Here is a 26730-nt window from a genome sequence, read left to right as displayed (position 1 = left end):
AGTAAGATAGATAAATAAATAAGAAAAAAAAGCTTCTCCCGCTGTAATTTTTTTAACAATTATTACTAGCCAAATTGTTGATGAAGCTTCGATAAGTTGTTGAAAAGTGAGGAGGGCAAAGGATCCAAAATTGCTTAAGTGTCTTCGGAGTAGAGGAGGAGGTATTAAACATAAAATGTTTTGCTAAGCCGCTGTTTAAATGTGTTTTTATTTAGAATCTTTCAAAAAAATTATATAGAAAAATTAAAATAATACTTATATATTTATGCTTGTTATTATCATTTCTTCCTCTATTAAGTTCTATAAAATATTTAGCTATAATGCTTCTATCACAAAATTTTATAAAGTTATGGGCTTATTGAAAATAAATGACAACAACACTTTATCATTCATTCAACTTATCGACAAGATATGATTTATAATTTTAATTATTTAACTATCAAATACTTACGACTATCTTTTTGAAACATAAGAATTTCATTTTTAAAGTTTTATATTAATAGTTTTGCCTACTTCTGTCCCTCTTTATGCCTTTATATTTCTTTAAAAATTAGATAATTAAATATTTAATTATATTAATAATTTATTTAAATGGTATTAACATGGGAATAAATATAAAAATATATTTTTTTTAATGAATTTGTAAGATTAGAAAATTTGTTAATAAAATTTCTTGATTATATCTTTATTGATAATGAGAATTTACAAAAAAATATTAAGAATAGTTAGTTTTTCGAGCACATCAACTTTATTTGCATGGTCTTTCAGAAAAATTTAAAACCAACTTCATGTTATGTAGTACAAATTGAAAAACTTATTCATAACTGTAAATGAGTAAAAATTAAAACTTTAATCTATACATCACGATTAGGTTTAATTAATATCAACCTTTTGAGAAACGTAGGTATAAAGTGATTGGTTATCAGTAGCGTTTTCTATGGATTCATCAATCAATTTTAAAAAACTATTAATCCTATCCATTTGAGGGGAAGGGCGTACTGAGGCCATTAACCTTTCACTCTTGTCTATGGCATCGCAAACTTTTTTCGTTGTAATACTTTCCACTGCTCGTGCCGGTTGATAACCAATTGTTTTATCATGAAAAGAGATTGCAGATAAAATGCGATCGCTCTGTAAAGCCTCCAAAACAAGTTGTAAGTGATTAAGTGACATGCCTAATTCATGGGATAAAGCTCGATCAGTTAAAGGCATTTCATTTTTTACAAAAGCTTCAACACATCGATAAGTAATGAGTAAAGCAATAGCTTTATTAGAAAGGGGAGTGAGACGCCTTGCAGGAAGAAATAAATCATTTTCAATTTCAAAGGCCATTTCAGCGCCAGCTAGCAAAATATTCCAGCTAAATTGGAGCCAAATTAAAAATAAGGGTAAAGCTGCAAAGCTTCCGTAAATAGCTCCATAGCTAGCAACCCCAATTTGGAATTTAATGTAAATCCATTGCCAAATTTGAAAAGCTGTTCCTGCGACAATACCTGCAATCAAAGCGGATCTTAAATAAACTTTTGTATTAGGCATGAATAAATAGACAAAAGTAAAGAGGAGCCAGCCCAAAAAATAGGGGAAAAGCTTTAAAAGATAAAAAAGAAACGGACTAAGTGCTTCTACGATAATATTATTATGCGCTGTTTGAGTGATTTGTGTATTGATAAAAACATTTATACTACTTGAAGTGACGAGAAAAAGAGGGGCCACAAGCATAGCTGCTAAGTAGTCGCTAATTTTTCGGCTATAGGGACGTGTGTGCCTAGTTTTCCAAATGGCGTTCAGAGCCATTTCAATATTATTCAAAAGCCCAAAAACAGTCCAAAGTAAGGTTAAAGTTCCAATCCCTGCTATGACACCACCTTGAACAGTTTTTAACCATGTATAAGCAAATTCGATCACTTTTTCGACAAGCTCTTTTTGTTCAAGAAATTGTTGGTTAAGCTCTGATTCTAAAGCTTTTTCAAATCCAAATCCTTTAGCAATTCCAAATAAAACCGCCAAAACAGGAACAACTGATAATAAAGTATAAAATGTCAAAGCAGAAGCTTTAGCATAACAATCATCATCAATAAATCCTTTACAGGTATTAACTAAAACGCGAAAACACCTTTTAAAAAAGGAAGGAGAGATAAATTTTTCAGGAGAAGAACTTGAATGTATGTGCTGTTGACTATCAGTCATAAATTTTTTAATATTAAAATTAGGATTCTAACATTACATGCAATAAGGACTTTGTCAATAAACTTTTCGAAGATTCCCTAATATTAAGCGAATAGAAATAAACTTCTATTCGCTTAATAAACAGTTTATATGGAAAAAGATGCTTTAAGTCGTTTAAATTGCGTAGGGTAGTCGAGTAATACATCAATTAAAATATCATGTGACACTATGTAGGAATGAGTTGGACAAAATAATGAAGCGATAATCATTCCTCCTGTTAACATTGCATTAGCCGTATTGCGCTGGACGTCAGGATTATGAACGTCTTTTTTTAATTTCTCTTCCTCTTCTGGCAACCAAACTTGTTGCAACGTTCCATAAAGCAAAGAAAGAAGATCTATGACAAAGGCACGCTTTGTCAAATCTGAAATCTCTATCACTTTATTAATGAACGCATCTTTAGATGTTGCATCTCTAAGATCACTAAAAATGGCTATAATATGTTTAAATTGACTGTCCTCATCATTTGGCCCTGATATTTGCATCAAAATTCTTTTAAGGATGGCATAAGATTCAAAAATAGTAAAAGAGGATGGATCAACGTCTTGATAAAAAAATTCGTCTAATTTATCTAGGGTGTTAGATGGATTATTTTGCCGCATTAGACGTTGGCTTGGGCCCTCAGATCTTCCTTCTGGAACACCTTGTAAAGGGTAAAGTCTAGACAACATTGAAGAGATTAAACGATGTAATTGAAAGTTAAGAGTATCGCTACTTGCAAATTTTTGAATTGTTTTATCGATCATACGATTTTCTAAATCTTGACATAACTTTGGAATAATTAATCTAGAATCATCTATGTGATTTTTGATAATGTTTAAATTTTCATACAAGTTCTTAAGTTGATCATAAGAGCATTGATCCAATACAGATTTGCTAAAATTACTAGATTGAATTAATTCCAGGAATTTTCCTTTTATAACTGTTATATCAGTTGGTTTTTCCAAATTTTTAAATTCTAAAACTCGTTTCGAAATTTTTCCATAATCTTTCGTTTGAATAGCGGTAGATTTAACTTTTAACTGAAAGCGTAGTGTAGGATCAATTTTTAATGATGTTAGCCAACGCAATGACCAGTTGATAGAATTTTGAATTTCTATGACTTTATCTTCTTCGGTTTTTAATACGGTCTTTAATTCAGTTCCTTTTTCTGGGCTTGAAGGGGGTCTTTTCGTTTTAGATTTTATTTTATCTTTTTGAGGGGTAGAAAAAATAGGAGTTTCAATGAACGTCTTGGTAGCAGTACTAACGAAAGGTAATTTTGAATCCCAAAAAAAGCTTGGCAAATCAAAAAAATCCGAACTTATAGGCTTAAGATTGACAGATGAGGTGGTGGAAGGGGTAGAAGCAGTCACTTGAGAAGAATCTTCCGTCACCTGTTTAGAAGTTTGATCATTGGATGAAGTCGTCGTGATTGGCCTAACTTTTTTTATAGCAGGCGCTTCTGTAGCTTGATGTAAAGGAAATTTTGGGCTCAAATTAGCATTTGACAAACATGTCTCCGTTACAGTAGCAGGTTCTTTCAGTGCCTCTGGAATTGAAGGGATAGATTTTGTTTCTGTTTGGGAATTATCAACTAGATTTTCGACTCTCACACCTTCTTTTTTAGCTATCACAGAAGATGTTTCTTCAAGATAATTTCGAGGAGTTGTTGGAGAAACCTGTTGGTGTAGAGTTGTTACAGATGTAATATTGGGTAATTCAACGCTTTCTGAGTTAGGTTGATTTGCTTGAGCTGGCGTTGCAGTAGGCAAAACTTGTGGTATTTCTATTGAAATAGCATTTATTGAATGAGGAGTAGAATTTTTAGCTGACAATCTTTCTGTGGTTGGATTAACTGTTGGCATCGTAAATTGTTGCATATCAGTAGAATCAGGCGAAGTAACAGCGATTGAACCTTGCTTTATTGAGTTACGTGGCTTTATTGAGTTACGTGGAATTTGTTTTTCAGATCTTGTGGACATAATAGAGGATGAAGATGAAGATCTAGGAATACATATTGGTGAAGAAAGTGAAGCTGAATTGCTCGACGGTACAATTCGATTATCAGAGATTAATCCAGTATAAACGTGATATTGATAACATGCTTTGGGATTTCTTTGCATATAATAAGGGCCGAATAAAATATTAAAAGCCAACAATCCTGCTTTCCCTAAAAGACGATAAAAAGGTTCCGGATTTCTTTTAAATTCTTCATTTTGTATTGATTTAAAAAGAATATTTCCTATTACACAAATACATCCAGCAGCTTCGAAAATGGGTAGTACAAGCATTTTTAAATTTGCTTTAGCTAAATTCCCATTAGCAATATCGTTTTGGATTTGGTTCATCCAAATTTTTAAAGGAATTAATCCATGAATTTTCATTTTTGGCCCCTTGAATAATAAGTAAAATAAAAAATTATAAAAACTTTTTTTTAAAGTCAATGCAAAGATTATTTAAAAAGAATACTTTAATTATTATTAATATTAGTATTAAATTTAAAGCTCTTTAGAACAATCATCAACGTCTGATAATATATGTTATGTTCCTTTTATAGGGAGTTAATTTATTTGTCTCTAGATGCGTTAAAAAAAATAAAAGTCTATGATTAGGAAATAAATTTAAATTAACGAAATTGACCTCGAAAGGAGTTTTTTTATGGCTACAGCACTTTTAATTTTATTGGGAATCGTCATTGTAGTTTTTTTATGGGGTATGGGAGTTTACAATACTCTCGTTCGTTTACGTAATCAAGTCAACAATGCCTGGGGCCAGATTGATGTTCAACTACAACGTCGCTATGATTTAATTCCCAATTTAGTGGAAGCTGTTAAAGGATATATGAGTTATGAAAAAAACACACTAGAAGCTGTAATTAGTGCGCGCAATCAAGCTCAAGCTGCACGCGGTCAAATTACCCAAAGTGGCGGTCCCACTGAGAGTTCTGCCAGTGCTGTTAAAAAATTAGTTACAGCTGATGCGGCGGTTAGAGGTGCTGTTACAAATATTATGGCTCTTGCAGAAAATTATCCACAACTAAAAGCAAGTGAGAATATGCAACAGCTTCAAGAAGAATTAAGCTCAACAGAAAATAAAGTTGCCTTTGCTCGTCAAGCTTACAATGATAATGTCATGCTTTATAACACAGCTCAGCAAGAATTCCCCGCAGTATTATTTGTTACAATATTTGGGCATCATTCAGTGGAATTATTTCAAATTGATGATCAAAAAGCTAAACTAGCTCCAAAAATATCTTTTGATTAAGCAACTTATTTTAAGAAATAGAAGGATTCAGTGATGGCCATGAACTTTTGGGAAGCTCAACGTGAAGCAAAGACAAAAACAACTCTTTATTTAGTGATTTTCTTTATTCTTACTTTTATCTCAGCAACCCTTGCAGAAATATTGATGAGAGGCTTTGCACAAGATGGTTACCATACTGATTTTCCTTATGTAGGCTTAGGATTTTTAAGTGTTATTTTTTGTGTGGCCGGATTCAATTATATGAATTATTTGCAAAATGGTGGTAGTTACGTAGCAGAGTCTTTAGGTGCGAAACTTGTCGACCAGAATACGCGTGATGGTAAAGAAAGGCAATTATTGAATATCGTAGAAGAAATTGCTTTGGCCACTTCTTTACCTATTCCTCCTGTGTACATTTTAGAAGCTCAAGAAATCAATGCTTTTGCGGCAGGAACTTCGTACGATAATGCAGCTATAACTGTCACACAAGGATGCTTATTAGCTTTGAATCGAGATGAATTGCAAGGAGTTTTAGCTCATGAATTCGGGCATATATATAATCGAGATATGCTGATTGGAATGCGTGTTGCGGCTATGATTATGGGATTCTTTATTGTCTCTTATATTGGACTTAGAATGTTACAAACCGCTCCTTATGCAAGAAGAGATGATAAGGAAGAACGTAAAAGTGGTAATCCTGTTGCAGCGATAGGTATGATTTTCACGTTAGTAGGAGCATTCATGTGGTTTTTTGGCTCTATTCTTCAAGCTATGGTGAGTCGCCAAAGGGAGTATTTAGCGGATGCAAGTTCTGTCCAATATACACGCAATCCTGTAGGAATCTCTAATGCTTTAAAGAAGATCCAAGACTATAAACTTTCTGATATGCCAAAAAGTGGAAAACCTTTTGCTCATTTATACTTTAATGAGCATACCTCTTTTTGGCAGCGTTTATTCGCGAGTCATCCTCCAATTGAAGATCGTATTGCAGCGATTGAAGGTCATAAATACGTGGATCTTAATCAAGAATAATGATGTTTGCATTGCCCTCCCCTGCACTTAATTAAATTTCACGAAATTTTACTAAGGCATCTAAACTATCAAAGGAAAAAATTAAAATGCTTAGAAGCTTGCATCCTCATTTAGGTATTTTGGCTTTAATAAGCAAATAAATGAGGTGATATTACGTGTCAAAAAAGCTGTTCAACTAAAATTTTTTTACTAAGCTTAAACTGTTTGTTCATAATTCGTTTACTTTCCTTTATTTTGTAAAAAATGGGAGCAAATTATTCTCATTACTTTTTTCTGAGAAAAAATGTGGAGTTTCGAATAAGCACAGAATAAAATTTTGAAAAGTTTTTTTTAACCTTTTAATGCCATTCATGTAACCACTATCGCCATTAACGTGATTATGAAATTTTTCTGCTAAAACATAGAAAATTTTTTGATAATTTGAAATTTAATGATATAAATTAGATCTTAAATTTAAAAATTTTTCAGGATTTTGAAATGAATGGCCCTAAAATTGACATTTTGCTAGCTACTTATCAAGGCTCTAGCTATATTGACGAGCAAATTAGTTCGATTATAGAGCAATCTTATCAAAATTTTCATTTGTGGATAAGAGACGACAATTCTTCCGATCAAACAGGGCAATTATTAAATCAATGGGCACTAGCCTACCCTCAAAAAATTACTTTGATTTTGAGCGATAAAAATTTAGGGATTACTCAAAATTTTTCATGCCTTTTAGATTATGCGCAGGCTCCTTACATTTGTTTTGCTGATCAAGACGACAAATGGCTTCCGCATAAATTAGAATGGAGTCTAAAAAAGATGCAAGAATTAGAAAAAAAGCACGGGCATGCGACTCCCCTTCTTATTCATTCAGACTTAGTCGTTGCATCAAAAGATTTATCTATTATCCATCCCTCATTTTGGAAGTATACACGTTTGAATCCTCATTTGACGAGCTTAAATCGTCTTTTAATTCAAAATAACGTGACAGGATGCACTTCGATGATAAATCGATCTTTAGTTGATCTCGCAAAACCCATTCCTGAAAATGTTGCAATGCATGATTGGTGGCTAGCTTTAGTAGCCTCTTGTTTTGGAGTGATCGGAAATATTGAGCAGCCTACGCTACTGTACCGGCAGCATGTTTCAAACGATACTGGAGCTAAACAAAACAGTATTTTAAACTATTTTACTCAAAATTCTAAGGAAAAAAATAAAAAGGAAGATGCAGCACTTTTCTCCTATCATCACGCAGAAATGATGTTAGAGCGGTATAAACTATTACTGAACGAGAAGAATAGAAATATATTGCAGTCTTACGCAAAGTTAAGGACATTACCGTATGTCAAGCAAAAACTTCAAACTCTAAAATATCAATTTTATAAACAAGGGTTTCTGCGATTTTTGAAAACATTTCTTTGTCAATATTGATAATTTCATAGAGAAATAAAATTTAAATTTGCTTATAGGCGATATTAACTAAAACATGGCCTATAGGATGAAATGTTATCGAAGTTCTTTAACTTCATTTACAACCTGAGCAATTAAACCAATTTCATTTTTCATGGCAACACTTTCCAATATAGATTCAGAAGTAGCCCCTATTATTTTTTCAACTAAAGCCTCATATCGTTCAGTAAAATCTTGATAATTTATAAGTTTTATTATATTTCTGGACATCTCATTGTTATGTTTAGCAATGTTGAAATTTAAAGTAGCTAACCTCCTACCAACTAAAACCGGGCAGTTGTAAGTTCCATCTTTGAATCTTAATTGATTTAACGTTTCAATTTTAAGTTTTTCCAGCTCGCAATTTTTACTTGGTGTGACTGGTTTTTTAGTTGCTCCTGCTAGTGTTGCACTTTTTGTTTTTATAGGGCTTCTTGTTATGATGATAGCAGAGGTAGATTTTCTTAGTTTTGCAGCAGCTTCACGTTTACTATCATTTAAACTTTCCAGTTCTTGAAAATAAGATACAAGAGTTTCAATTTTATTTTCCTCTTCATCTGAGCTTTCCAGATAATCTTTCCATATGACATCTTTTTTCAAGGTTTGTACCAATTCACAATCATCATATTTTTTTAATTTAAATGTCGATATCTCTAAAACTTTAGAAATTTGCTCTGTTAATCTTCTTTGTACATGGGGGTTAGTATCATTAAGTAGCAATAAATGGGGATTTAAAATATTTGCTGGATTTGGTTTAGTAAATTGGGGTCTTGCCGAATTTATCCTTGAAGGGGTTGATGGCGGTGTTGTTGAATATGCTGGAAGGCTAGAACGTTTTTTATTCATAGCCTCTTTAAGTGAGGCTATGAATGAATTTTGGGCAGATGGAGTTTGATTAAGAGGGCGTCTATTAATGCTAATGCCATCAATGGGAGTTGACTTTGACAGATTATTTGCTGTCGCTTGCAGAGTCGACACGGATATTTGAGAAGAAAAAGAAGAGAGAGAAGGAGGAGGAGGAGGCGGCGGTGGTGGTGCATCTACAGGTGCGGGTGGAATAAATGAAGTGCTGCTCAGAGGTGTTGAAACAGTAGGCTGCGATTTCACAGAAGCTCTAAATGGCGTTGTTCCTGAACTGGGAGCTTTTGCTTGCGAATTTACTGCGGGTTTTTCAGTAATCAAATTAGGTGGCATATTGCTCTCTATAAAACCAGGAGTTGAATCTAAAGCTCTTAAAGAGGGAGACTGTGCCTTTTTACCCCTTTTTACGGTTGTTGTTTCAGGCCAATATTCCTTATACGAAGAGTGACGAGATAGCCTTGAAAATGGCTGAACTGACTCTTTATTTTTAGGAAGCCTTTGACTCATGAATTGATTGGCACGTTCAGGATTTAATAAACAAACAAATGGAAGCAAAATGCCAGTCACAACACTTTCAATGACTCTTATCAAATGAATTAATGCAGAGGATAATTCTAAATCTGTTGATGCGACTTTATCCGGAAAAAACAAGCTAGCTGTAATATTATAGGGAGAAATGACTATTCCAATTGCAAATTTACTTGTTGTCAAACAGGCGTGCGCGAAAGCATCTGCTAAAGATGTAAATGGGATGGCAACAAAACCAATAATTCGAGAACTAACAGAACCTAATACAAACGAATGGTTAATATTCGCCATTTGTTTTGTAAAATATGCTGTAAAACTAAAATTTTCTAAGTTTGATAGTGATGCGCTGGGTATCATTAAATTACCTTCTAAGAAATTTTCATCATTTCTGTATAAAACATGTGATATGATGATTTAGATCAATTTTATAATTATTATTTATAAAACTAAAATGTAATCATAAATCACATCTTATAATTTATCTAGAAAAAATTCGCTTAAACAATGCTTTTAATCAAATTTTTACAAAATCTTAAATTAAAAATAAAAAATGTTTTTGTTTATATATGAGTAGAATTTGTCAAAATATCAAATTTTTTATAATCTGTGATGAAAATTTAAGGGTTTAAAGCCATGTCAACAATTCTCATTTACACACCCAATGTGGTTCATTCAAAAATGGCAGGGCCTGCAATTCGTTGCTGGGAGATTGCAAAAGCTTTAAGCTCATCTCATCATGTTATTTTAGTTATTCCTAATCAAACAGAAATGAAAGGAGAAGGATTTCAAATTATTGCAAAACAAAGCTCTGAATTAAAGCTGTGGATTAAAAAGGCAAAAATATTAATCGCACAAAATTTAACTCTATCCATGGCATGGCATGCTAAAAAAAACGGAATTAAAATTATTATCGATGCTTATGATCCCCTACCCCTAGAAATTTTAGAACTTTTTAAAAACGATAGGGTTGCCAAAAGAAAAGAAAGTTTAAACTCCTCTCTTAATCAACTTATTTTTAACTTTAAAATGACCGACGGAATTCTTTGTGCAAGCGAAAAACAAAGAGATTTGTGGATAGGGTTTTTACTAAGCCAAAAATTAATTACACTTCCTCGCTATGATCAAGATAAAAGCTTAAGGCAATTTATTGATGTCGTCCCTTTTGGCCTTCCAAACAAAATAGCTAAAAAGGATGGGCCAGGGCTTAAAGAAAAATATTCTTTTGATTCTAAAGATAAAATTCTTTTATGGGGAGGAGGAATTTGGAATTGGTTTGACCCATTAACCCTTATCAAAGCTGTCAAAAAACTTAGCATGACAAGATCGGATATCAAGCTTGTTTTCCTGGGAATTAAGAATCCGGATCCTTCAGTTCCTGAAATGGAGATGGCTTCAAAAGCTATTAAACTTGCTGAAGAATTAAATATTTTAGATCGTCATGTATTTTTTAACCATGACTGGATTCCTTATAACGAAAGACATAATAGTTTTTTGGACGCCACAATAGGTGTTTCTACTCACTTTGACCATTTAGAAACCCGATATTCTTTTCGAACAAGAATGTTAGATTATATTTGGACTGGACTTCCCATTTTAGCGACCGAAGGTGACTCTTTTGCGGAATTGATTGAACAAAATAAACTGGGAATTACAATTCCTTATAATGATGAAGAATCTTTAATAAATGCCATTAACTTAATGGTTGATCATCCAGATTTAATCGCCGAATTTCAAAACCAATTAACATCTATTCGTCCTTTGTTTTATTGGAACAAAATTATTGAACCGATCAACCATATGATAGCGAATTTTGATAAGACGCCTAATTCATCCATGAATTTTGAAGTGATCAAAATATTGACAACTTTTGTTATCCATCAAGTTTATGAAAAAGGCTTTAAAAATACAGCCAAAATTATTTTAAGAAAAATGTTCAATAAATGGAGATAGAAAAGAATGAATAATTAAATTTTTGATTGTTTCTGCAGCGAATAATTTTCAAAAAATTGCTTATCAAGCCAGCTAGACATTTCCACATCTTCAATATTTTCAAATTTACGTGAAGCACTTTCGTGGTGGATTCCTTTTGCATAAGGAGTATATAAACAATAAAAACCTTTAGATTTAACTTTAGTTGCTAAATTAGTATCGCTGTAAGCAATTGGATACCATATTTCATCAAATCCTCCGACTTCAATAAATAAAGTTTTTTTCATTAGTGAGCAAGCTGCGGTGACAGCATCTACTAAGCGAATAATCTTTGTCATTTTTTGATTCGTTTTTGGAGCAAGTTTTTCTGAATTAATCCACATTAATTGATTAGCTGGTGCATCGCGTTTAATGTCAATTCCCCCATGCTGCAATAACCCATTAGGATAATGCAATTGACATCCCACCATTCCAATCATAGGTTGATCAATCCATCGGCACATTTCCTCTAAAGCATCTTCTTCAAGTTCTACGTCATTATTAAGAAAGAGAAGATAATCGCAATTCTTGGCATAAATAGTTCTTTCAACAGCAATATTATTTAATCTTGAATAGTTGAAAGGTTCTTTAACAATAATTACTTCACTACCCAATTTTCGAATTTCTGAAGCAATTGTTTCATCTTGACTGTCGTTATCAATAGCTGTCACAAAGACTTGAACATTTTTTTGTTTCAAAATACTATGGATCGTTTTTAAAGTCAGAATTTTTTGATTTTTAAAAGGGATGATTACTTGAACTTTTGGAACAGCGTTTAAAGCTGGAATAGCTCGGTAGGTTTGGGAAATTAATCCTTTACCCCATGACCATGTTAATTTTTTTGCTAAGCTATATTTTTCTAATTGTTTGACAAATAAAAGAGATGCTTCTTTTGGTTGAAAGTGGGGATTTAAACAACGTTTCGCATATAAATAAAAAGGTAGGTGGTAGAATTTTGCCCCAGCTAAATCTAATCTTAAAGCCAAATCCCAATATAATTCCTCTTTATTAATTTCTTCCATTCCTCCAGCTCTATTCCATAATTGACGTGGAATTAAGACACTTCTCCCTAAAGCTTGATGAAAAAGATAAGGGAAAACTAATTCGTTTGGTTTAGAAAAGAGCCTCCCTGGAATGGGATCATCGTTTTCGGTGATTTCATATTCATCTGTATAAATACACCCATTCTCCTTTTCTTTTATGAGTCTTAAAAATTGTTCGCACCGGAAGAAAAAATCTGGTCGAATCCAATCTTCAGGATCTAAAATAAAAAGAAAATCCCCTTCAGCAAATTGCGCTAGAGAGTTTAAAATCTGCGTTAGAGAATGATCAGAAAATGAAAATGTTTTAATTAATTGAGGATATCCATCTTGATATTCTTTAATTAGCGTCTCAATTTCTTTAGTTTGTTGCTCCTTGTTATAACCAACCAAAATTTCGAAGTTAGGCGCTGTTTGTTGTAAAGCAGAAAAAAGAGCTTTGCAAAAACAATTTCTTCTTAGCGAACCTGAAACAGGAATTAAAATTGAATAAGAAAATGAAGGCTCAGAGGAAGACATTAAAGTATGCAGACCAATAGTCAATTGGCGAAGCTTTTTTATTCGAGGGCCCTGTAAATCTCCTAAATCACGACACTCTTTATTTAAAGCTGCTCCTAATGATTGAAGATGACGGAAGCTGTGTCTTGCAAAACTTGCCCAATGAACTTTGAGCAAATTTGATCGATATCCTTGTCTTAAGTAATTGAAAAGAGGATAAATACAGTCTTTTAACAAAATAAAAATGCGCTTGGAATGATGAAATATTTTCATGATGGTTCTTTGTAATATGGAATATTGGAAAATAACATAAAGCTATTTAATGCAGAAAATTTAGATTTGCCTTAATCAATTGTTTAATTGATTAGCGCATAAAATTTAACTTTTATTCCCTTCTTTTCTCGCTCCTTGTTTTTTATTTTTTAAATTATAACTAAGTAAAAAATTTAGGTTTGGTATTTATTAATAAAAAATAATTTTAGTCTACTTGGGATTTCTGCTATTAATATTGAAAAATTTTTGGATATAATTCATACCGCTAAAGTAAAACAATTGCTTGAAGCTTGTGATTTTGAAAAGCCAAGTAAGCTAACAAGATTCTATACGCTATTCCCATAATCTATCGATTTAAAAGAAAGAAATTTTTATCAATCAGAAACAACTTCAAAATTAGCATGACTATTTTTGAAGTTCAATTTTTTTAAAAAAATTAGGCAAATAAGGATTCCCGCATTTTCAATAAAACCTTATGCAAGCGAAATTTTTGAAAAATTCGAAAACCTTATTACTTCCAAATTCATCTACTTAATTATTAAGTGCTATTTAATAAAGGTGCGTTTGACAATTACTTATTTTCAAGAAGGTATTTTTCAATTAAATAATCAATTGAAAAGCGACCTGGGCCAAAAGCAAAAACAAATAAAGAGATGAGAAGAAAGTTGAAAGGACTTTCAGCTACAAATTCAGTTGGATTTCTAAAGATAGTTTTTAACGATTCCTGATGTGCAGTTGCATAAGCTATTAACATAGTGATGATTAAAGGAATTGCAGCAACTCGAGAAGCCAATCCTAAGATTAAGCAAATCCCTCCAAAAAATTCCGTACAAGCAGCCAAATAAGCAAAAAAATAAGGAGCTGGGAAATCAAATTGGGTTAATAAACTGACAAAGGGATCCATATGAGTTAATTTTCCCCATCCTGCTAACAAAAATAACGTTCCCCAATATAGCCGACAAAGCATTAGAATCGGAGATTTTAAATTCGTTGCAAAGGTGATAAGCTTTTGGTAGGCTTTAGCTCGTTTTTTAAACATACGTATCCACTGAGTTAAGATCTTTGAAATTGAGGTCTCTTTTGCTTAATAATATACGCAGCAATGTCAATTGCTTCGTCTTCTGGTAAAGAAGCATCTTGATAAGGCATGTTCCAATAAATAAATGAAGAAAGCATATCTAATCGCGTCATTCCAGCTCCATCATTAAATGAATGAGGACCCCATAAAGGTGGAATGCTTTTTCCTTCTAATGCCGTTAATGTAGCTCCCCCCTCTCCATTTTCTTTATGACAAGATGCACAATAAGAAATATATAATTTTTCCCCTTTCTGAGAATTTCCTTTATATTCACTTTTTAAGAATTTTAGACCTAGCCAGGGAATATCTTTAATATGTTCAACTTCTTTCGAAATCCATTGTAAATAAGTGACTATATCTTTCATATGTTGAGAATTTTTAGGAAGAGAAACTCCGTTCATACTTCTTTGAAAACAGTTGTCAATACGCTCTTCGATGCTGATTTCTCTATTGTCCCGTTTAGAAAAACGAGGATAGCTGGTTGTGACTCCGATCAATGCAATTCCGCCATTTTTTCCTCCTAAAGTGTCTCCCCCCAAAAAATGACAGTTTGTACAAGAAAGTTGATTTTTCACATACTCAGGTGCATAGTGTGGTGTATTCATGATGAGTCGATATCCTCTCATGACACTATCTCGAATATCTAAAGGGGCTTGTTCGGGATCTTGCAAATCTACACTATAAATTGTATGAGCTTGAGTCAAAGCAAGTCCATGTTTAAATGAGCAGCGATCATAACATTCAATCTCACGAGCTTTATGCTTAATAGCCCAGAAAAGGCCAATTCCTAAAAGAATTGCTAAGATGAAAGAGATAGATTTAATCATGTTAATATGCAATGTATGGTTAATGTAGGTAAGTAAAATAGTTGATAACTTTTTTACCCATAAAATTTTTAAGTATCAAAAGTTTTGACAATATTTTTGTTTAAACCCATGTTGATTGAATTATTAAATCTTTTTTGTAGAAAATGGCAAGAAAGATTCATCATTTTTTTAATGAGCAGTATAATTGCTTTTTTTTAAATTCTTTTTTTTGCAATTTAAATAACAAAGCTTAAGAAAAATTGAAATTCAATTTACGGATAAAGGAATATAAGTATGTCTGCGAGTTTAACCATCCGTCGATTTGGCTACATCGCCTCCCTCTTGATTTTTGTTTTAGGTGCAACCTTATTTTATAATGAATCTCATACTTTTTGGAATAGCTTATCGGCTGCTTTTTTAAGCTCTCTTTTAGTTTTGATTTCTTTTATTATGATTAGCTGGCTAGTTCAAGTTTTTACAAAATAGATTTGCGAAATTCACTTTATTTTGTAAAGATAGTCTTACTTAAATCAATTCCCCTAATTTTTATGGGGTGATAATCAGCCAAAAAAGTTTAAATGTGCGATTGAATCCGCACGAGGGCCTTTAGCGAAACATTTTAAAGTGAGTTTTTACTGTGAAACTTTTGCATAAATCGTTGATTTTTCTATTAGGTATAGTTAGCTTTCCGCTTGTTGTGATTGCTCTCCCTCAACTAGAAAAAAAAATGACGTTGGATTATTTAGCGAGTCAAATTTCTCAAGAACAATATCCAGCTTTAGCACTTTTTAAAATCTGGGATTCCTCTATAAAGATTACCGATCAATCTAAAGAGTTATCTAGCACTCCTCTTGACTTATTAAATTCTGTGAAAATTTGTTCACAAGAACAATTTGCTTATCAATTTATTAAACTTTGTCATCAACTTGGCATTCGCACACGATTAAGTAGTAAACAGAATGCTTTTGCCTTTGATTTTGGCTATGACGATGAATGGATCTTCATTGATTTAGAAAAAAAACAAGTTTATCTAACTTTAGACAATCAAACACTAGCCTCTTCCGAAGATTTAATGGACGATCCATTTTTAGCTTTAAGAAGTAAAGATTCACTTTATGATACTGATGTTGACTTTGAAAAAAGTATTATAAAACTGGCTCAATTCTCGATTACTGAACCTTTTTTGGTCGAGCAAGAAAGTGGCTTATATGGACAAATATTTGATCCAGAGAGCGGATTTAATCAATTTAATATTGATGAAGATGATTTAAAAGACCCTGTACCTGAGGATATACAATCTCAAGTGTTTGATTTTACTTCTCCTTGTTTTTACTTGATGGATCTAGGTGAATTGCCTGCAGAAAAAATTTGGTGGCAAATTTCCCCTAACCCTACTTTTAATTTTATTCCCTCCAATTTTGAACAAATTGAGCCTTTTAAAACGGAAGTCATTTTATCTCCGACAACTGAAACATTTTTTAATGCGGGAAGCATTTATTATTTCCGAATTAAAGGCTTCTCTGATGGTAAATGGGGTGCTTGGTCCAGAATTTTTGCCTTTACCATTGAAAAACCAGATCCAGTTGCATTAGTAGAATTTGAAAAAAAGGGTCAGCTTTTTGAGCTAAGTTGGGAGAGAGAATCTATTGATGATCCGGCTATTGAATATTTGGTTTTCGGATCAAACTCTCTAGATTTTATCCCTACTCTTTATACAAATTTGCAAATTAATGCAATGGAAGACGGGAAAATCACAGATATAGAAATTAATAACAACTTAGTTGCAATTATTAAAGAAACTAAAATTTTGGTAGATGGATCTTTAGCATACTATCGTATTATTGCACGGAAAAATGGACAATATTCAGTCCCTTCTTCCCTTATTCATGTTTATGATGAGGAACTTATTCAACCACGTAACGTTTTGCAAGTTGTTGAACAAGAAGATGGTAAACAAATTATTAAAAGAATGTTATTACCCCTTTCTTATCCATATTTTCAAAGTTTTTTACCCCAAATTTCTAACTCTTACGATACTTTTGACAATAGCCTAATTAAACTCTATAAAATTTATCATCGAACACCAGTTTTACCTTTAATAGAAATCAAAGCTTATCAAAAATCTTCTTATGTACCAGATCAAATTTGGGAACACGTGCGACCCTATTTATTGCCAGAAAATCATCCAGTTAAGCCTAAATTAGATCGTATGTTTTCGGCAACTCGCGTGATTTTAACACCAGAAACTTTTAAAAAGGCTGGTTTTAAACGCTATCAACAAGGACGTGCTAGCCGCATCATGGCATCTCCCCACCCTGATTTACCTCACCACTTTATCAAGGCATTTCCAGATAGCGATCTTGTTGTACGGGCAGAGTGGCATAAATTTGTTCATCGCATTGAAGGGGCAAAAGTGATAAGAAACTGGATTACTAATAATAACTTACAAGCCACTTTCAGTGTTCCTAAGAAGTGGATTTATCCTTTACCAGAATATCCCTCTCCTCCTAATTCATCTAGATACATGCGAAAAAATTTTATTTTAGTCGCAGAAAATATGCGTATTTTGAGTCATGACAAAAATGAAAAGGCCTATAAACATCGTATGACTCGCAAATTATTAGACCAAATTTATCAAGTTTTTGACGATTTAGGGCTGTATGATTCTGTTTATGCTTTTAATGTCCCTTTTTGCAAAAATGGAAAGCTAGCTTTTATTGATACTGAACATCATCATAGATGGCCAGTTCCTTTTCAAAAGCTTAAAAAATACTTTTCAAATGATATGCAAAATTATTGGCAGCAACTTATTGATCAAGGTGGGCCAAAAGGGCATGTTAGAAATCCTAATTATTAGGAAATTTCTTTTTTTGGAGTCGATACTTAACACAGTATCGACTCTATATTTTAGAAGGATTATTTATGTAGATTTTTTGTTCTGTTTTTCAAACATTCTTACAAGTCACTGATTTTTTATCAAATAAAGCCAATTTCTAAAAAACAATTAAAAAATTTCTTTATTTTACTCTTAGAACTTGGATTAATCGATTCCATTCGTTCACGTCTAGGGGCGTTCGGAATGTCTTGCTGCAAACCACTGTTTAAATTTATCACTCAGCCATAGTAAACAAGGAAAAAGAATAAGCCATACACCTCCAAGAATCATCAAAGTTAAAGGTAGCGGCTTAAGTAAGCTGATACTTCCGAGGCGGATAGCCGAAAAATAACTAAGAGGGCCACCAAAAGCACCTAAAACTGCTGCCAATACCCATCTTTGATTAAGCCAAGAAAAAAGAGGAAGGTTAACAGCTACCAGAGCCCAAAGTAAGAAAATCCACACGGGAGGAAGCCAAATGATTGAATGAAAAGAATGATGATAATTGATTAAACCAAATTGAACATATAAGGCATCTGACAAAGGCCCTAAGAGACAGATAAAACAAACCAACAAAAAATCTGCTTTTCGAGAATTCGATCGATAAATTTGATAAATAATGATAAATAAAACAAACCAAAATCCATAATAATGTGTGTGGTTATGTGCGGCATCATTTAAACACCAACACCATCCCCCATAAAATAGAGCGGTGCTAATCGCGCGGTCTAAAAAAGGAAGCAACACGTTGTGATCCAAATTTAAAAATTTTTGATATCAATTGATACAATAAAATCCCTACTATAATCCCGATTGCCGTATAGCCCAAGCCTTCTAATGTCAAATTAATACCTGCTTGATAAGAATAAAAGGTTTCTTGAGCAATAGGGTAATTCATTTCTTTTAGAAAAACAAATGGGCGTTCAAAATAAGAGCTTTGAACCAAACTTCTTAGACTATCATTGAGGTTTTGCCAACGAGTGACTAATGCCTGCATGAACTCCCCTTGTTTGACGAAATCTAAATCACTACTATGAACAAATTTTTGGATATATTGTTCTAAAGATTTATTAGAGGCAAAAGCTAATTGGCTTAATTGATCAATGATATATTTCAACTCATCAACATGACCCGCTAACCGCTGCACGTATTGTTGCAAAAATTCAGGGATTTGACTTCCTAAAAATGCCCCTAAAACAACGAAAAAACGATCCAAGAACTTATCCAAGATTTGCCAAAATTTCATCAAATTACCTAATTCGTCTATTTCATCATGCCTAGTTCTTTTATTATTTTTCAACTCCGGCACAATCTAATGATCCCCTGGATAGTAAGGTTCGATATGAACAGTCACATCTCGAACTGCTGGCCAAGCTTTTTGAATAGCTGCGCGTACTTGTTGACTAATTTGATGTGCGAAATCAACTGTAAGTTTTGGTTCCACTTCAACATCGATATCCACATGTGCGTCAGGACCATAAAGTTGAATGCGAATTTTTTCTGTCGCTTGCACTCCTTCTACTTCATGTGCAGCTTTTTCGACGGTTTTAAAAAACTCTTGATTAGGGACTTTATCTGTTAGTTGATTAAAGTTTTCGCGTGCAGCAAAAACCCCAAGACCTATCATAAATAAAGCAATCAAAATAGCTCCTATATGGTCAACGATTCCGCTCCATTCAGGAACCAAGGCAGCTGCAATTAATGTTAAAGTTGCCAATAGGCTTGTTAACCCATCTATTCGATAATGGACCGCGTCTGCAGCAAGAGCTGGACTATTTTCGTTTTTTGCCGTTCTAAAAATTAACTGATAGCAAATTTCTAAAAGAATCATAGCTGTAGCAGGAAAAATCCAAGCCCAGGGATGTAAAAAAGGTTGAGGAGCTTCCTGAATAAATCCATTGACTTGTTGGAACAACATAATGGCTCCAATAAAAACTAAAATTAAGCCAATTAAAAGACCACCCAAAGGTTCATAGCGACCATGTCCAAAAGGATGATCTTCATCAGGTGGTTTCCGAGCTAATTTTATGCATATAATCAAAAAAATAGTCGATAGAACATCCATTAAACCGGAAATAGCATCTAAGAAAAGAGTAGAGCTATTGATCAACGCTACACCAAAAAGCTCAAAAACAATAATAGCTAGTCGTATTTTTATTCCCAATTTAGCAGATCGAAGAATAAGTTGACTGCGTTGAGCTCTTTTGAGATAAACATCCGCTGGAAGAAAAATTGGTTTGGGAAATTTTGCCATGAAAACCTTTAATTAATAATCGATTGTTTTTCTAATTTTCCAAATAATTCTAGTGCTTGCTTTAAAGGCGTCTTTTCACCCACGACAACTAAAACATCATTAGCGAGTAATTGAGTATCCGGAGAGGGATTAGAAATAACAGTTTTTTCGCGCCTAATTAATAAAACCGTCATTCCGTGTTTTTTACGTAAATTTGATTCAGATAAAAGCATCCCAACCAGGGGAGAATTTTCGTGTAAACGGAAAGTTCCCATTTCAACGTTTGATAAATTTAGCTTAACTTCTGATAAATTCGTTAAAGGGGCTTGTTGATCGCGCAACATTTTGTATCCATCTGCTCGAACCTCTGTGACAAGTTGATGGATTTCTTCGTCTGGGATGTAATATTGTTTTAATACACGAGAAAAAATTTCTACAGAAGTTCCCAATTCATCAGGAATTACTTCATCAGCACCTAATTTATGCATTAACAGCATTTCTCGCATGTAACGTGTTCTTACAACAATGTAAATGGTTGGATTAGATTCTCGTGCAATTTTAACAATTCGTCTTGCTGCAATAGGATCATTAACTAAAACAGCAATTGCTTTGGCTTTATGAATGTGGGAGTGCTTTAAGACAGTTAAATGTGTCGCATCACCAAAATAAATTGATTCATTAAGTGTCCGTTGTTCCCTGACAATATCTGGGTTCATTTCTAATATTGTATAAGGAATATTTGCTAATTTGCTTGAACGCGCTAGATTTTTCCCACTGATCCCAAACCCAACAATAATCACGTGATTACTGAGTGACCTATCATCATTTTTTCGTTGTTCTCTTAGCCCTGAAAGCAATTTTTGTGGTAAAGGTAAAGAACAGATGAAACTAACAATTTTTGGAGAAAAAGAAATCAAAATTGGGCTAATAGCAAGAGAAACAAGTGAAATTGATAAAAAAAGTTGGTATTCATAATCTGTTAGGAGTCTAAAAGGCATTCCAGCGTTTGCTAAGACAAAAGAAAATTCTCCAACCTGACCTAGCATTAAACCTGTTAAAATAGCTGTTCGCATGGGTAATCCAATCATCAATGTTGTTAGTCCTGTCACGAAAATTTTTAAAAAAATGACGAGGGTAGATAAAGCTAGAATAGTAAATAAATGATGGATGAAAAAATCGGTATTTAACAACATGCCTATGGAAACAAAAAAGAAGCTAATGAAAAGCGTTTGCAAAGGGAAGATATGACCCACAGCTTCATGGCTATACTCTGATTCAGAAATAATTAAACCAGCTAAAAATGCACCGATCGTTAAGGAAAGCCCTAAGCTTGACGTCAGCCATGCAACACCAAAGCAAAGAGTTAATACACTTAATAAAAAGAGATCTTTATTTCGCGTCCTCGCCACTTGTAGTAATAAACGAGGGACGATCCGTTGCGCACTAAAAAAGACAGCGACTAAAATTGACATTCCTACCATAAAAGGTTTAAAAACTGTCCACTTTATTTGAAATTGTTTTTCTTCCATATTTCCAGAAAGCATAGGAATAAACAAAATCATTGGAATTGCAATCAAATCTTGAAAAATCAGAATCGAGATGGAAAGTTTACCCTGAGGACTTAAGCTCTCCCCTTTTTGATCTAAAAGTCTAACAACAATTGCTGTGCTGCTCATAGAAATTAAACAGCCGATAAAGATAGATTCTTTCCATGGCAATTGCATGAGATGGGTTAAAATATAAGTAAATAGAATGGTTAAGCCAACTTGTAGAGAACCTCCTAAAAAAAAGAGCCGTCTAATCTGAAAAAGTTTTTTAATGGAAAACTCCATTCCAATTCCAAACAAAAGGAGAACGATTCCCAATTGAGCTAACATTTCTACATCTTTACTTTCTTGCACGAAGGCTAATCCGTGCGGGCCTGCTAACATACCTGTTAAAAGAAAACAAACAACAGGAGGAATGTTAAATCGATAACCCACTAGAAGGATAATAATCGATATAGCAAACAGAATTAATAAATCTGTAAATAGAAATAATTCCATATCGAATCCTACTTTACTTGCAAATGGAGCTTTGTTTTTTAAGCCAGAGAGTTTTAATTAGCAAATTAAAGATTGAAGTGAAAGAAATGATTTTTTGCTAGTTTCAAAAAGCCGTTCTAATCAAATTAATTCTAGGGCTCCAAATTTTGAATACCTTTTCAAAATTTGGAGATTTGAATCTTATAAAAGTTTATTTTTTCTTAATCAATGCTTGTATAGCTTCATTGACTGCGGCTTTATAACCTTGATAACCATTTTGCAAATCATCAACAGTTAATGAATAAACAATATCTGGAGTGACACCCAAATTTTCTATTTTTAATAAAGTTTCGGGTCTTTCTGCAATAGAACCAGTATAGGAAAATGCAGCAATTCCATTATTATTTGGAAAACTGGCCTGTAAAACAAATCCACCTGCGCCAGATGTACGCGTTCCAAAAAGAACAGCTCTTTGATTATCTTGCATGATAGCTGGCATGAAGTCGCCACCTGAAAAGTCGAGTTCATTGATCAACATTAAAATAGGCTTTGTATAACGATAATCAGAATGAGGATTAATCCAGTCACACCCTTCTAGATGCGTTGGATCGGTTAAAGTTCGCTGCCCGTCCCATTCTTGGATTGTAAATTCATAGAAAGCTTTGAGAAATAATAAATGTTGATAATCAATAGGACCTTCTTCTACCTCATCATCTATTCCTTGTTGAATTTTTTCAATTACATCTAAAATTTGATAAGCAGTCAAAACATCTTTTTGTGTAATTTTCATTTGGTGTTTAGGTGTTTTAAGCGGATTTAAAGCAAGCATAGAAGCTAATTCATATTGGAAAGAAGCATAACCACCACCATTATGCACTTGATCGATCACTAAAGCATCTGTTTTTTGCTCTAGATAGTTTAGTAATTCTCCAAACTCCTTACTCTCTTCTTTATAACCAATATAATGAGGAATGCGGATATATCCGATTTTTTCTTCTTCAGATATTTTATAAATATAGGCATACCAGGAAATTTCTTTTTCTTTGTCAATTTTATCAAACATCCAAACACGGGGCCCTAAAGTAGGAATAAAACTTTTTCGAGCACATAATGTTCCATCCCGCTTTGTTTCAGACATCATTTTACGATGCGTCAAATTCATCATCGTCATGCAAGGACTTCTAACACTGATTTTTTTGTTAGGAAAAAAACTTTCCACAGTTTGTAGGAAAAAAGAGGGTGAAAAAATCAATTCGGGACGATAATCCCAAATGAGTTGGTAGCTCAAAGGAACTTCTTTTGAACGAGAGTGAACTTTAATAGTTACAGGTCCTTGAGGAATGATGTCTCCAAGCCATCCTAATCGATTAGTCAATTTAATTTCTGCCAATGCTTGATCTGTTAGAGGATTAGAATTTTTACTTCCCTGTTGTTTTAACTCTTCGATCACATCGCCTAAAGGGCGACCATCAAATTCTATGATTTCATCTCCTACTTTAATCGTATAAGTAGAAGGAGGTAATTTTAATTCATCGATCCATGTAATAAAATAACGATTATTGACTCCTTTAACATCAAAAGGAAGGGTGGCAGTTTCTGTGGAAAAAAAAATAACATCAACATGATAGTCTTTGGTTGAAGCCAAGAAATTTTTAACAATTCTTTGAAAATCTTTATGGGTCAGGGTCGGATTCGATAAAATAAGATCAATTGATTTATTCAATTCCTCGTCTAAATCCAATCCTGTATAATTTTTTTTCCATTCCAAAGGAGCATAACCTACATCGAAGACATGCTTAATCATTTTAAGATCTTCAATCATCGATCCTTTCTTTATATCCTCTGTAGAGGCAAAGCTCAATGAAGCATAGAATAAAACAAAAATGGCGCAACTTCTGAAAGTGTTAAGAAAAAAATTATTCATTTCTACCTTTTCTGGTTTAAAAGAGATTAAGGCCTATTTCTATATTTTTATTCTATTCAATGAATCACATAATAATACTACACAAAAATATAAAATAATTGAACAAAGATTTATTCATCACTAATAATAAATTTTAAGACAAAAAATCAAACATTGGGTAAATAATTGCTGATGTTTTGAAACTATTTAGGTATTTATAGGCTAAGGATACCTGATTATTTATTTGGTTGATGTTTAACGAACGATCTCATTTTATCAAACGATTTTTCATCTTAAAAAACATTTTATACAGGAAAATCATTAATATATAAAAAATGAAAACATAGGGAACAATTCTGGCATTTGCGGAAAAAACTTTTGCTTTCTTGCCTCATCCTTGTCAATCCATTTGTAAAGCCCGATAACCTGTTGGTTGTTTGTGTAGGAATTACTTTAATCACAAAAGATGTTAATTAGGTTTTCAACAAGCAACCTTGATTGGAGTTGCTCCAGTTATTGAACTTACTTAGAAAAGCTTAGGGACAAATCATTTCGTATACTCGTAATTGTGCCATGTTTTTTAGTTGATCTTCGTTCTTCTATTTATTAGGAAGAGTTGGCAAGTTTCCATTTTGCTCCCCGTCCCTTACCTTGAGGGATAATGATTCCTTCGTCTCTTAGTTGTCTTAAAACCAGGCGAATTGTATCTCGACTGACAGCAGGACAAGCCTTTTCAATATCCGAAATGGCAAAGGGACCTATCATTCTTTCAGCAGTTTGACGAATATAAGCATTTTTGCTGCCTTGGCCAATTTTTAGTGTTCCTACACGAGCTTCAAATTCGTTATAGGCTCTTAAAAGCACTCCCCAAAAATATGTCATCCAAGGCATCACATCATGCTTTCCTTCATGCCAACCTTTGGAACTTTTTTCTAGTGTTGCATAATAACTTTCTTTAGACTCTTCAAAAATGCGTTCTAAACTAATATAACGACCTACTTGATAATCAAAATGATATAAAAGTAATAAAGTGAGTAATCGAGCTGTTCTTCCATTTCCATCACTAAAAGGATGGATGCATAAAAAATCTAAAATTGTCACAGGCAAAATAATCAACGGCTCTTTTTGAATAGATTGAATGTTTGTTTCATATCCTTCAATTAATGCATGCATTGCACATGGAGTTTCAAAAGCAGATGTTGGATTAAAGCGTATACGTCTTGTCCCATCTGAATGGATTTCTGTAATTTGATTGTCTAATTTTTTCCACTGTCCCCCACTCTGGGATTGATAGCGATAAAGCCAACTATGTAACTGTAAAATTACATTATTTGTTAAACGCATGTATTGGCCAGATTGATGAATCAAATTCAAAGCGTCACGATAACCGGCAATTTCTTGTTCTGATCGATCAATGGGAGCGCTATTTTTAGTCACTAAATCAGCAATTCGATTATGCGGAGCTGTAATTCCTTCTAATCGATTAGATGATTCACTCGACTCAATAGCGGCAACTTGCTGTAAATTTTTTAAAATCTCAGGGGATTGCTTGAAATACAAAGCCTGCTTTCCTCGATATTCACCAAGTAAACGCAAAGTTGACAGATGTTCTTCTGAAAAGCGAAGCGAATTTAAATAACTAAGGGATAATGAATGCATATATGTATAAATGGGGTAATAATAGCTAGTTTTTACCCTATTTATAAAATAGATTCCCCTATTTTTCTACTTTTATTTAAAAATTAAGGAAGTTAAAGGGATTGATGAATTCAAATGAAATTAAAAGAGGGAAATCTTGTTTTAATAAAGCAATCGCAAAGGATGGGCTATCTTTGTTAAGTTGCAACCTCGCTATCACAGCTATTCATTCCCCCAAATCTTTGTATAAAAGCTTGATGCATAGGAACATCTTCCCATCGAGAAGGCCTATTCCCTCTTAATGTTTCTTTGTCATATCCTGTGATAAGAGAAAAAACAAGAAGTATGGAATTATCAATTGAATAATTGACCCGCCATGTTTGATAAGCGAGTTGATAATTGTTACCTTTAATAAGTTTAATACGATTATTGGAAGAAGGAAAAGGATTTACTTGTAAACGCAATGTGATCTTCGCTTGCAGAAAGCAATCCCACTCTTTTTCTAGATATTGGAGCTGTTCGAGAACTTGTGATGACCATTGGATAGAAAATACCTCGTCAGCAGCAGTAAGGTCATCCAACCACCCCTGTTTTTGGCATTGAAAAGAATCGGCATAGTTAAGATAAGGCTTGATATCTAGAATAGGAGTTCCTTCTAGCAAATCATGGTTGACAATATAAAGTTTTAATCCGCAAATCTTTTTCAATTTGACGCAAGAAAGTCCTATTAAATTAGGGCGATGAGGAGAACGCGTTGCAAAAACACCTTGTTTTTTCTCTCCTCTTGGAGGGAGTACTTTTGGTTTCCAATGGGTATGCAAATGAAATCGAAATAATATCCATATTCTTTCAAATCCTTCCAAACCTGTAAGGGCCTGTTCAAATTGAACCTGGGGAAGTAATTCAATAAACCCTTCGTTGTCAGAAAGAGGCGCTTGTCTAGGAACTTGATATTTTTTTATTTGCTCAGCTCGAAAATAACCAATAGGCTTCATGAAAAATTGTGTTTTGTCGTCTAACATTGTTTCCTTCAAATAAACGGAGAAAATTGGTATTAATTTTCACATATTCATTGTTAAAATGAATCA

General features: G+C 33.3%; 19 protein-coding genes. 6 read left to right on the top strand and 13 right to left on the bottom strand.

Annotated elements, in window-relative coordinates; all coding sequences use genetic code 11:
• Nucleotides 1-873: 873 nt before the first annotated feature.
• Both TY19_RS00670 and TY19_RS00665 read right to left on the bottom strand, forming a co-directional pair.
• On the bottom strand, nucleotides 874-2187 hold the full coding sequence (locus TY19_RS00670; RefSeq protein ID WP_052354700.1) for a YihY/virulence factor BrkB family protein: 1314 nt from the start codon (nucleotides 2185-2187) through the stop codon (nucleotides 874-876).
• Nucleotides 2188-2312: 125 nt separating this feature from the next.
• The gene (locus TY19_RS00665; RefSeq protein ID WP_042278924.1) at nucleotides 2313-4592 is read right to left on the bottom strand and encodes a hypothetical protein; all 2280 of its coding nucleotides are present in this window, start codon (nucleotides 4590-4592) and stop codon (nucleotides 2313-2315) included.
• Nucleotides 4593-4866: 274 nt separating this feature from the next.
• On the opposite strand from TY19_RS00665, the gene TY19_RS00660 reads away from it, so the two are divergent.
• The 3 genes from TY19_RS00660 (at nucleotide 4867) to TY19_RS00650 (ending at nucleotide 7899) form a co-directional block, all read left to right on the top strand.
• Nucleotides 4867-5472 (top strand): LemA family protein, encoded by a 606-nt coding sequence (locus TY19_RS00660; RefSeq protein ID WP_011175450.1) that lies wholly within the window; start codon nucleotides 4867-4869, stop codon nucleotides 5470-5472.
• 33 nt (nucleotides 5473-5505) lie between these two features.
• On the top strand, nucleotides 5506-6483 hold the full coding sequence (locus tag TY19_RS00655; protein ID WP_226988448.1) for a M48 family metallopeptidase: 978 nt from the start codon (nucleotides 5506-5508) through the stop codon (nucleotides 6481-6483).
• Nucleotides 6484-6960: 477 nt separating this feature from the next.
• The gene (locus TY19_RS00650; RefSeq protein WP_042278922.1) at nucleotides 6961-7899 is read left to right on the top strand and encodes a glycosyltransferase family 2 protein; all 939 of its coding nucleotides are present in this window, start codon (nucleotides 6961-6963) and stop codon (nucleotides 7897-7899) included.
• Nucleotides 7900-7974: 75 nt separating this feature from the next.
• Here the strand turns inward: TY19_RS00650 and TY19_RS00645 are convergent, their stop codons facing one another.
• On the bottom strand, nucleotides 7975-9663 hold the full coding sequence (locus TY19_RS00645; RefSeq protein WP_042278920.1) for a hypothetical protein: 1689 nt from the start codon (nucleotides 9661-9663) through the stop codon (nucleotides 7975-7977).
• Nucleotides 9664-9939: 276 nt separating this feature from the next.
• On the opposite strand from TY19_RS00645, the gene TY19_RS00640 reads away from it, so the two are divergent.
• The gene (locus tag TY19_RS00640; protein ID WP_052354698.1) at nucleotides 9940-11256 is read left to right on the top strand and encodes a glycosyltransferase; all 1317 of its coding nucleotides are present in this window, start codon (nucleotides 9940-9942) and stop codon (nucleotides 11254-11256) included.
• A 14-nt stretch (nucleotides 11257-11270) separates the two neighbouring features.
• Here TY19_RS00640 and TY19_RS00635 read toward each other — a convergent pair whose 3' ends face one another.
• The 3 genes from TY19_RS00635 to TY19_RS00625 all read right to left on the bottom strand — a co-directional run bounded on the left by TY19_RS00635 (nucleotide 11271) and on the right by TY19_RS00625 (nucleotide 14990).
• A complete protein-coding gene (locus TY19_RS00635; RefSeq protein ID WP_042278918.1) occupies nucleotides 11271-13085 on the bottom strand; it encodes a glycosyltransferase in 1815 nt (604 codons plus the stop codon).
• Between the two features lie 571 nt (nucleotides 13086-13656).
• Nucleotides 13657-14124, bottom strand: a complete 468-nt coding sequence (locus TY19_RS00630; protein ID WP_042278916.1) for a DoxX family protein — start codon at nucleotides 14122-14124, stop codon at nucleotides 13657-13659.
• Between the two features lie 14 nt (nucleotides 14125-14138).
• Nucleotides 14139-14990, bottom strand: coding sequence for a c-type cytochrome (locus TY19_RS00625; RefSeq protein WP_052354697.1), 852 nt, complete (start codon nucleotides 14988-14990; stop codon nucleotides 14139-14141).
• A gap of 273 nt (nucleotides 14991-15263) precedes the next feature.
• On the opposite strand from TY19_RS00625, the gene TY19_RS00620 reads away from it, so the two are divergent.
• Together TY19_RS00620 and TY19_RS00615 are read left to right on the top strand one after the other, a co-directional pair.
• A complete protein-coding gene (locus tag TY19_RS00620) occupies nucleotides 15264-15455 on the top strand; it encodes a hypothetical protein (RefSeq protein WP_042278914.1) in 192 nt (63 codons plus the stop codon).
• Between the two features lie 241 nt (nucleotides 15456-15696).
• On the top strand, nucleotides 15697-17826 hold the full coding sequence (locus TY19_RS00615) for a hypothetical protein (RefSeq protein WP_226988447.1): 2130 nt from the start codon (nucleotides 15697-15699) through the stop codon (nucleotides 17824-17826).
• Between the two features lie 207 nt (nucleotides 17827-18033).
• Here TY19_RS00615 and TY19_RS00610 read toward each other — a convergent pair whose 3' ends face one another.
• The 7 genes from TY19_RS00610 to tsaA all read right to left on the bottom strand — a co-directional run bounded on the left by TY19_RS00610 (nucleotide 18034) and on the right by tsaA (nucleotide 26664).
• Nucleotides 18034-18591, bottom strand: a complete 558-nt coding sequence (locus tag TY19_RS00610; protein WP_052354696.1) for a DUF2878 domain-containing protein — start codon at nucleotides 18589-18591, stop codon at nucleotides 18034-18036.
• Nucleotides 18560-19060, bottom strand: a complete 501-nt coding sequence (locus tag TY19_RS00605; protein WP_158383079.1) for a DUF2937 family protein — start codon at nucleotides 19058-19060, stop codon at nucleotides 18560-18562. The genes TY19_RS00610 and TY19_RS00605 overlap by 32 nt, the downstream gene beginning before the upstream one ends.
• Nucleotides 19061-19156: 96 nt before the next feature.
• The gene (locus tag TY19_RS00600; RefSeq protein ID WP_042278907.1) at nucleotides 19157-20098 is read right to left on the bottom strand and encodes a cation diffusion facilitator family transporter; all 942 of its coding nucleotides are present in this window, start codon (nucleotides 20096-20098) and stop codon (nucleotides 19157-19159) included.
• Nucleotides 20099-20106: 8 nt separating this feature from the next.
• Nucleotides 20107-22122: a cation:proton antiporter domain-containing protein gene (locus tag TY19_RS00595; RefSeq protein ID WP_042278903.1), complete on the bottom strand. Its 2016-nt coding sequence runs from the start codon at nucleotides 22120-22122 to the stop codon at nucleotides 20107-20109.
• Between the two features lie 190 nt (nucleotides 22123-22312).
• Complete coding sequence (locus tag TY19_RS00590) at nucleotides 22313-24025, bottom strand: protease-like activity factor CPAF (RefSeq protein WP_042278901.1); 1713 nt, start codon at nucleotides 24023-24025, stop codon at nucleotides 22313-22315.
• A gap of 585 nt (nucleotides 24026-24610) precedes the next feature.
• A complete protein-coding gene (locus TY19_RS00585) occupies nucleotides 24611-25663 on the bottom strand; it encodes a Fic family protein (RefSeq protein ID WP_042278898.1) in 1053 nt (350 codons plus the stop codon).
• A 176-nt stretch (nucleotides 25664-25839) separates the two neighbouring features.
• Nucleotides 25840-26664, bottom strand: a complete 825-nt coding sequence (tsaA, locus tag TY19_RS00580) for a tRNA (N6-threonylcarbamoyladenosine(37)-N6)-methyltransferase TrmO (protein ID WP_042278896.1) — start codon at nucleotides 26662-26664, stop codon at nucleotides 25840-25842.
• Nucleotides 26665-26730 lie beyond the last annotated feature (66 nt).

Origin of the sequence: Candidatus Protochlamydia sp. R18, from assembly GCF_000648255.1 — a bacterium.
Classification (GTDB): domain Bacteria; phylum Chlamydiota; class Chlamydiia; order Chlamydiales; family Parachlamydiaceae; genus Protochlamydia; species Protochlamydia amoebophila.
Note: the sequence above shows the minus strand (reverse complement) of the source record. Positions and strands in the feature narration are given on the sequence as shown.

Excerpts from the sequence above, each read along its gene's own strand:
- TY19_RS00645 (WP_042278920.1), bottom strand. The coding sequence starts at position 9,663 with ATGATACCCAGCGCATCACTATCAAACTTAGAAAATTTTAGTTTTACA.
- tsaA (WP_042278896.1), bottom strand. The coding sequence starts at position 26,664 with ATGTTAGACGACAAAACACAATTTTTCATGAAGCCTATTGGTTATTTT.
- TY19_RS00620 (WP_042278914.1), top strand. The coding sequence starts at position 15,264 with ATGTCTGCGAGTTTAACCATCCGTCGATTTGGCTACATCGCCTCCCTC.
- TY19_RS00630 (WP_042278916.1), bottom strand. The coding sequence starts at position 14,124 with ATGTTTAAAAAACGAGCTAAAGCCTACCAAAAGCTTATCACCTTTGCA.
- TY19_RS00635 (WP_042278918.1), bottom strand. The coding sequence starts at position 13,085 with ATGAAAATATTTCATCATTCCAAGCGCATTTTTATTTTGTTAAAAGAC.
- TY19_RS00595 (WP_042278903.1), bottom strand. The coding sequence starts at position 22,122 with ATGGAATTATTTCTATTTACAGATTTATTAATTCTGTTTGCTATATCG.
- TY19_RS00625 (WP_052354697.1), bottom strand. The coding sequence starts at position 14,990 with ATGATTAAATCTATCTCTTTCATCTTAGCAATTCTTTTAGGAATTGGC.
- TY19_RS00660 (WP_011175450.1), top strand. The coding sequence starts at position 4,867 with ATGGCTACAGCACTTTTAATTTTATTGGGAATCGTCATTGTAGTTTTT.
- TY19_RS00600 (WP_042278907.1), bottom strand. The coding sequence starts at position 20,098 with ATGGCAAAATTTCCCAAACCAATTTTTCTTCCAGCGGATGTTTATCTC.
- TY19_RS00640 (WP_052354698.1), top strand. The coding sequence starts at position 9,940 with ATGTCAACAATTCTCATTTACACACCCAATGTGGTTCATTCAAAAATG.
- TY19_RS00590 (WP_042278901.1), bottom strand. The coding sequence starts at position 24,025 with ATGAATAATTTTTTTCTTAACACTTTCAGAAGTTGCGCCATTTTTGTT.
- TY19_RS00650 (WP_042278922.1), top strand. The coding sequence starts at position 6,961 with ATGAATGGCCCTAAAATTGACATTTTGCTAGCTACTTATCAAGGCTCT.
- TY19_RS00670 (WP_052354700.1), bottom strand. The coding sequence starts at position 2,187 with ATGACTGATAGTCAACAGCACATACATTCAAGTTCTTCTCCTGAAAAA.
- TY19_RS00655 (WP_226988448.1), top strand. The coding sequence starts at position 5,506 with ATGGCCATGAACTTTTGGGAAGCTCAACGTGAAGCAAAGACAAAAACA.
- TY19_RS00665 (WP_042278924.1), bottom strand. The coding sequence starts at position 4,592 with ATGAAAATTCATGGATTAATTCCTTTAAAAATTTGGATGAACCAAATC.
- TY19_RS00615 (WP_226988447.1), top strand. The coding sequence starts at position 15,697 with ATGACGTTGGATTATTTAGCGAGTCAAATTTCTCAAGAACAATATCCA.
- TY19_RS00585 (WP_042278898.1), bottom strand. The coding sequence starts at position 25,663 with ATGCATTCATTATCCCTTAGTTATTTAAATTCGCTTCGCTTTTCAGAA.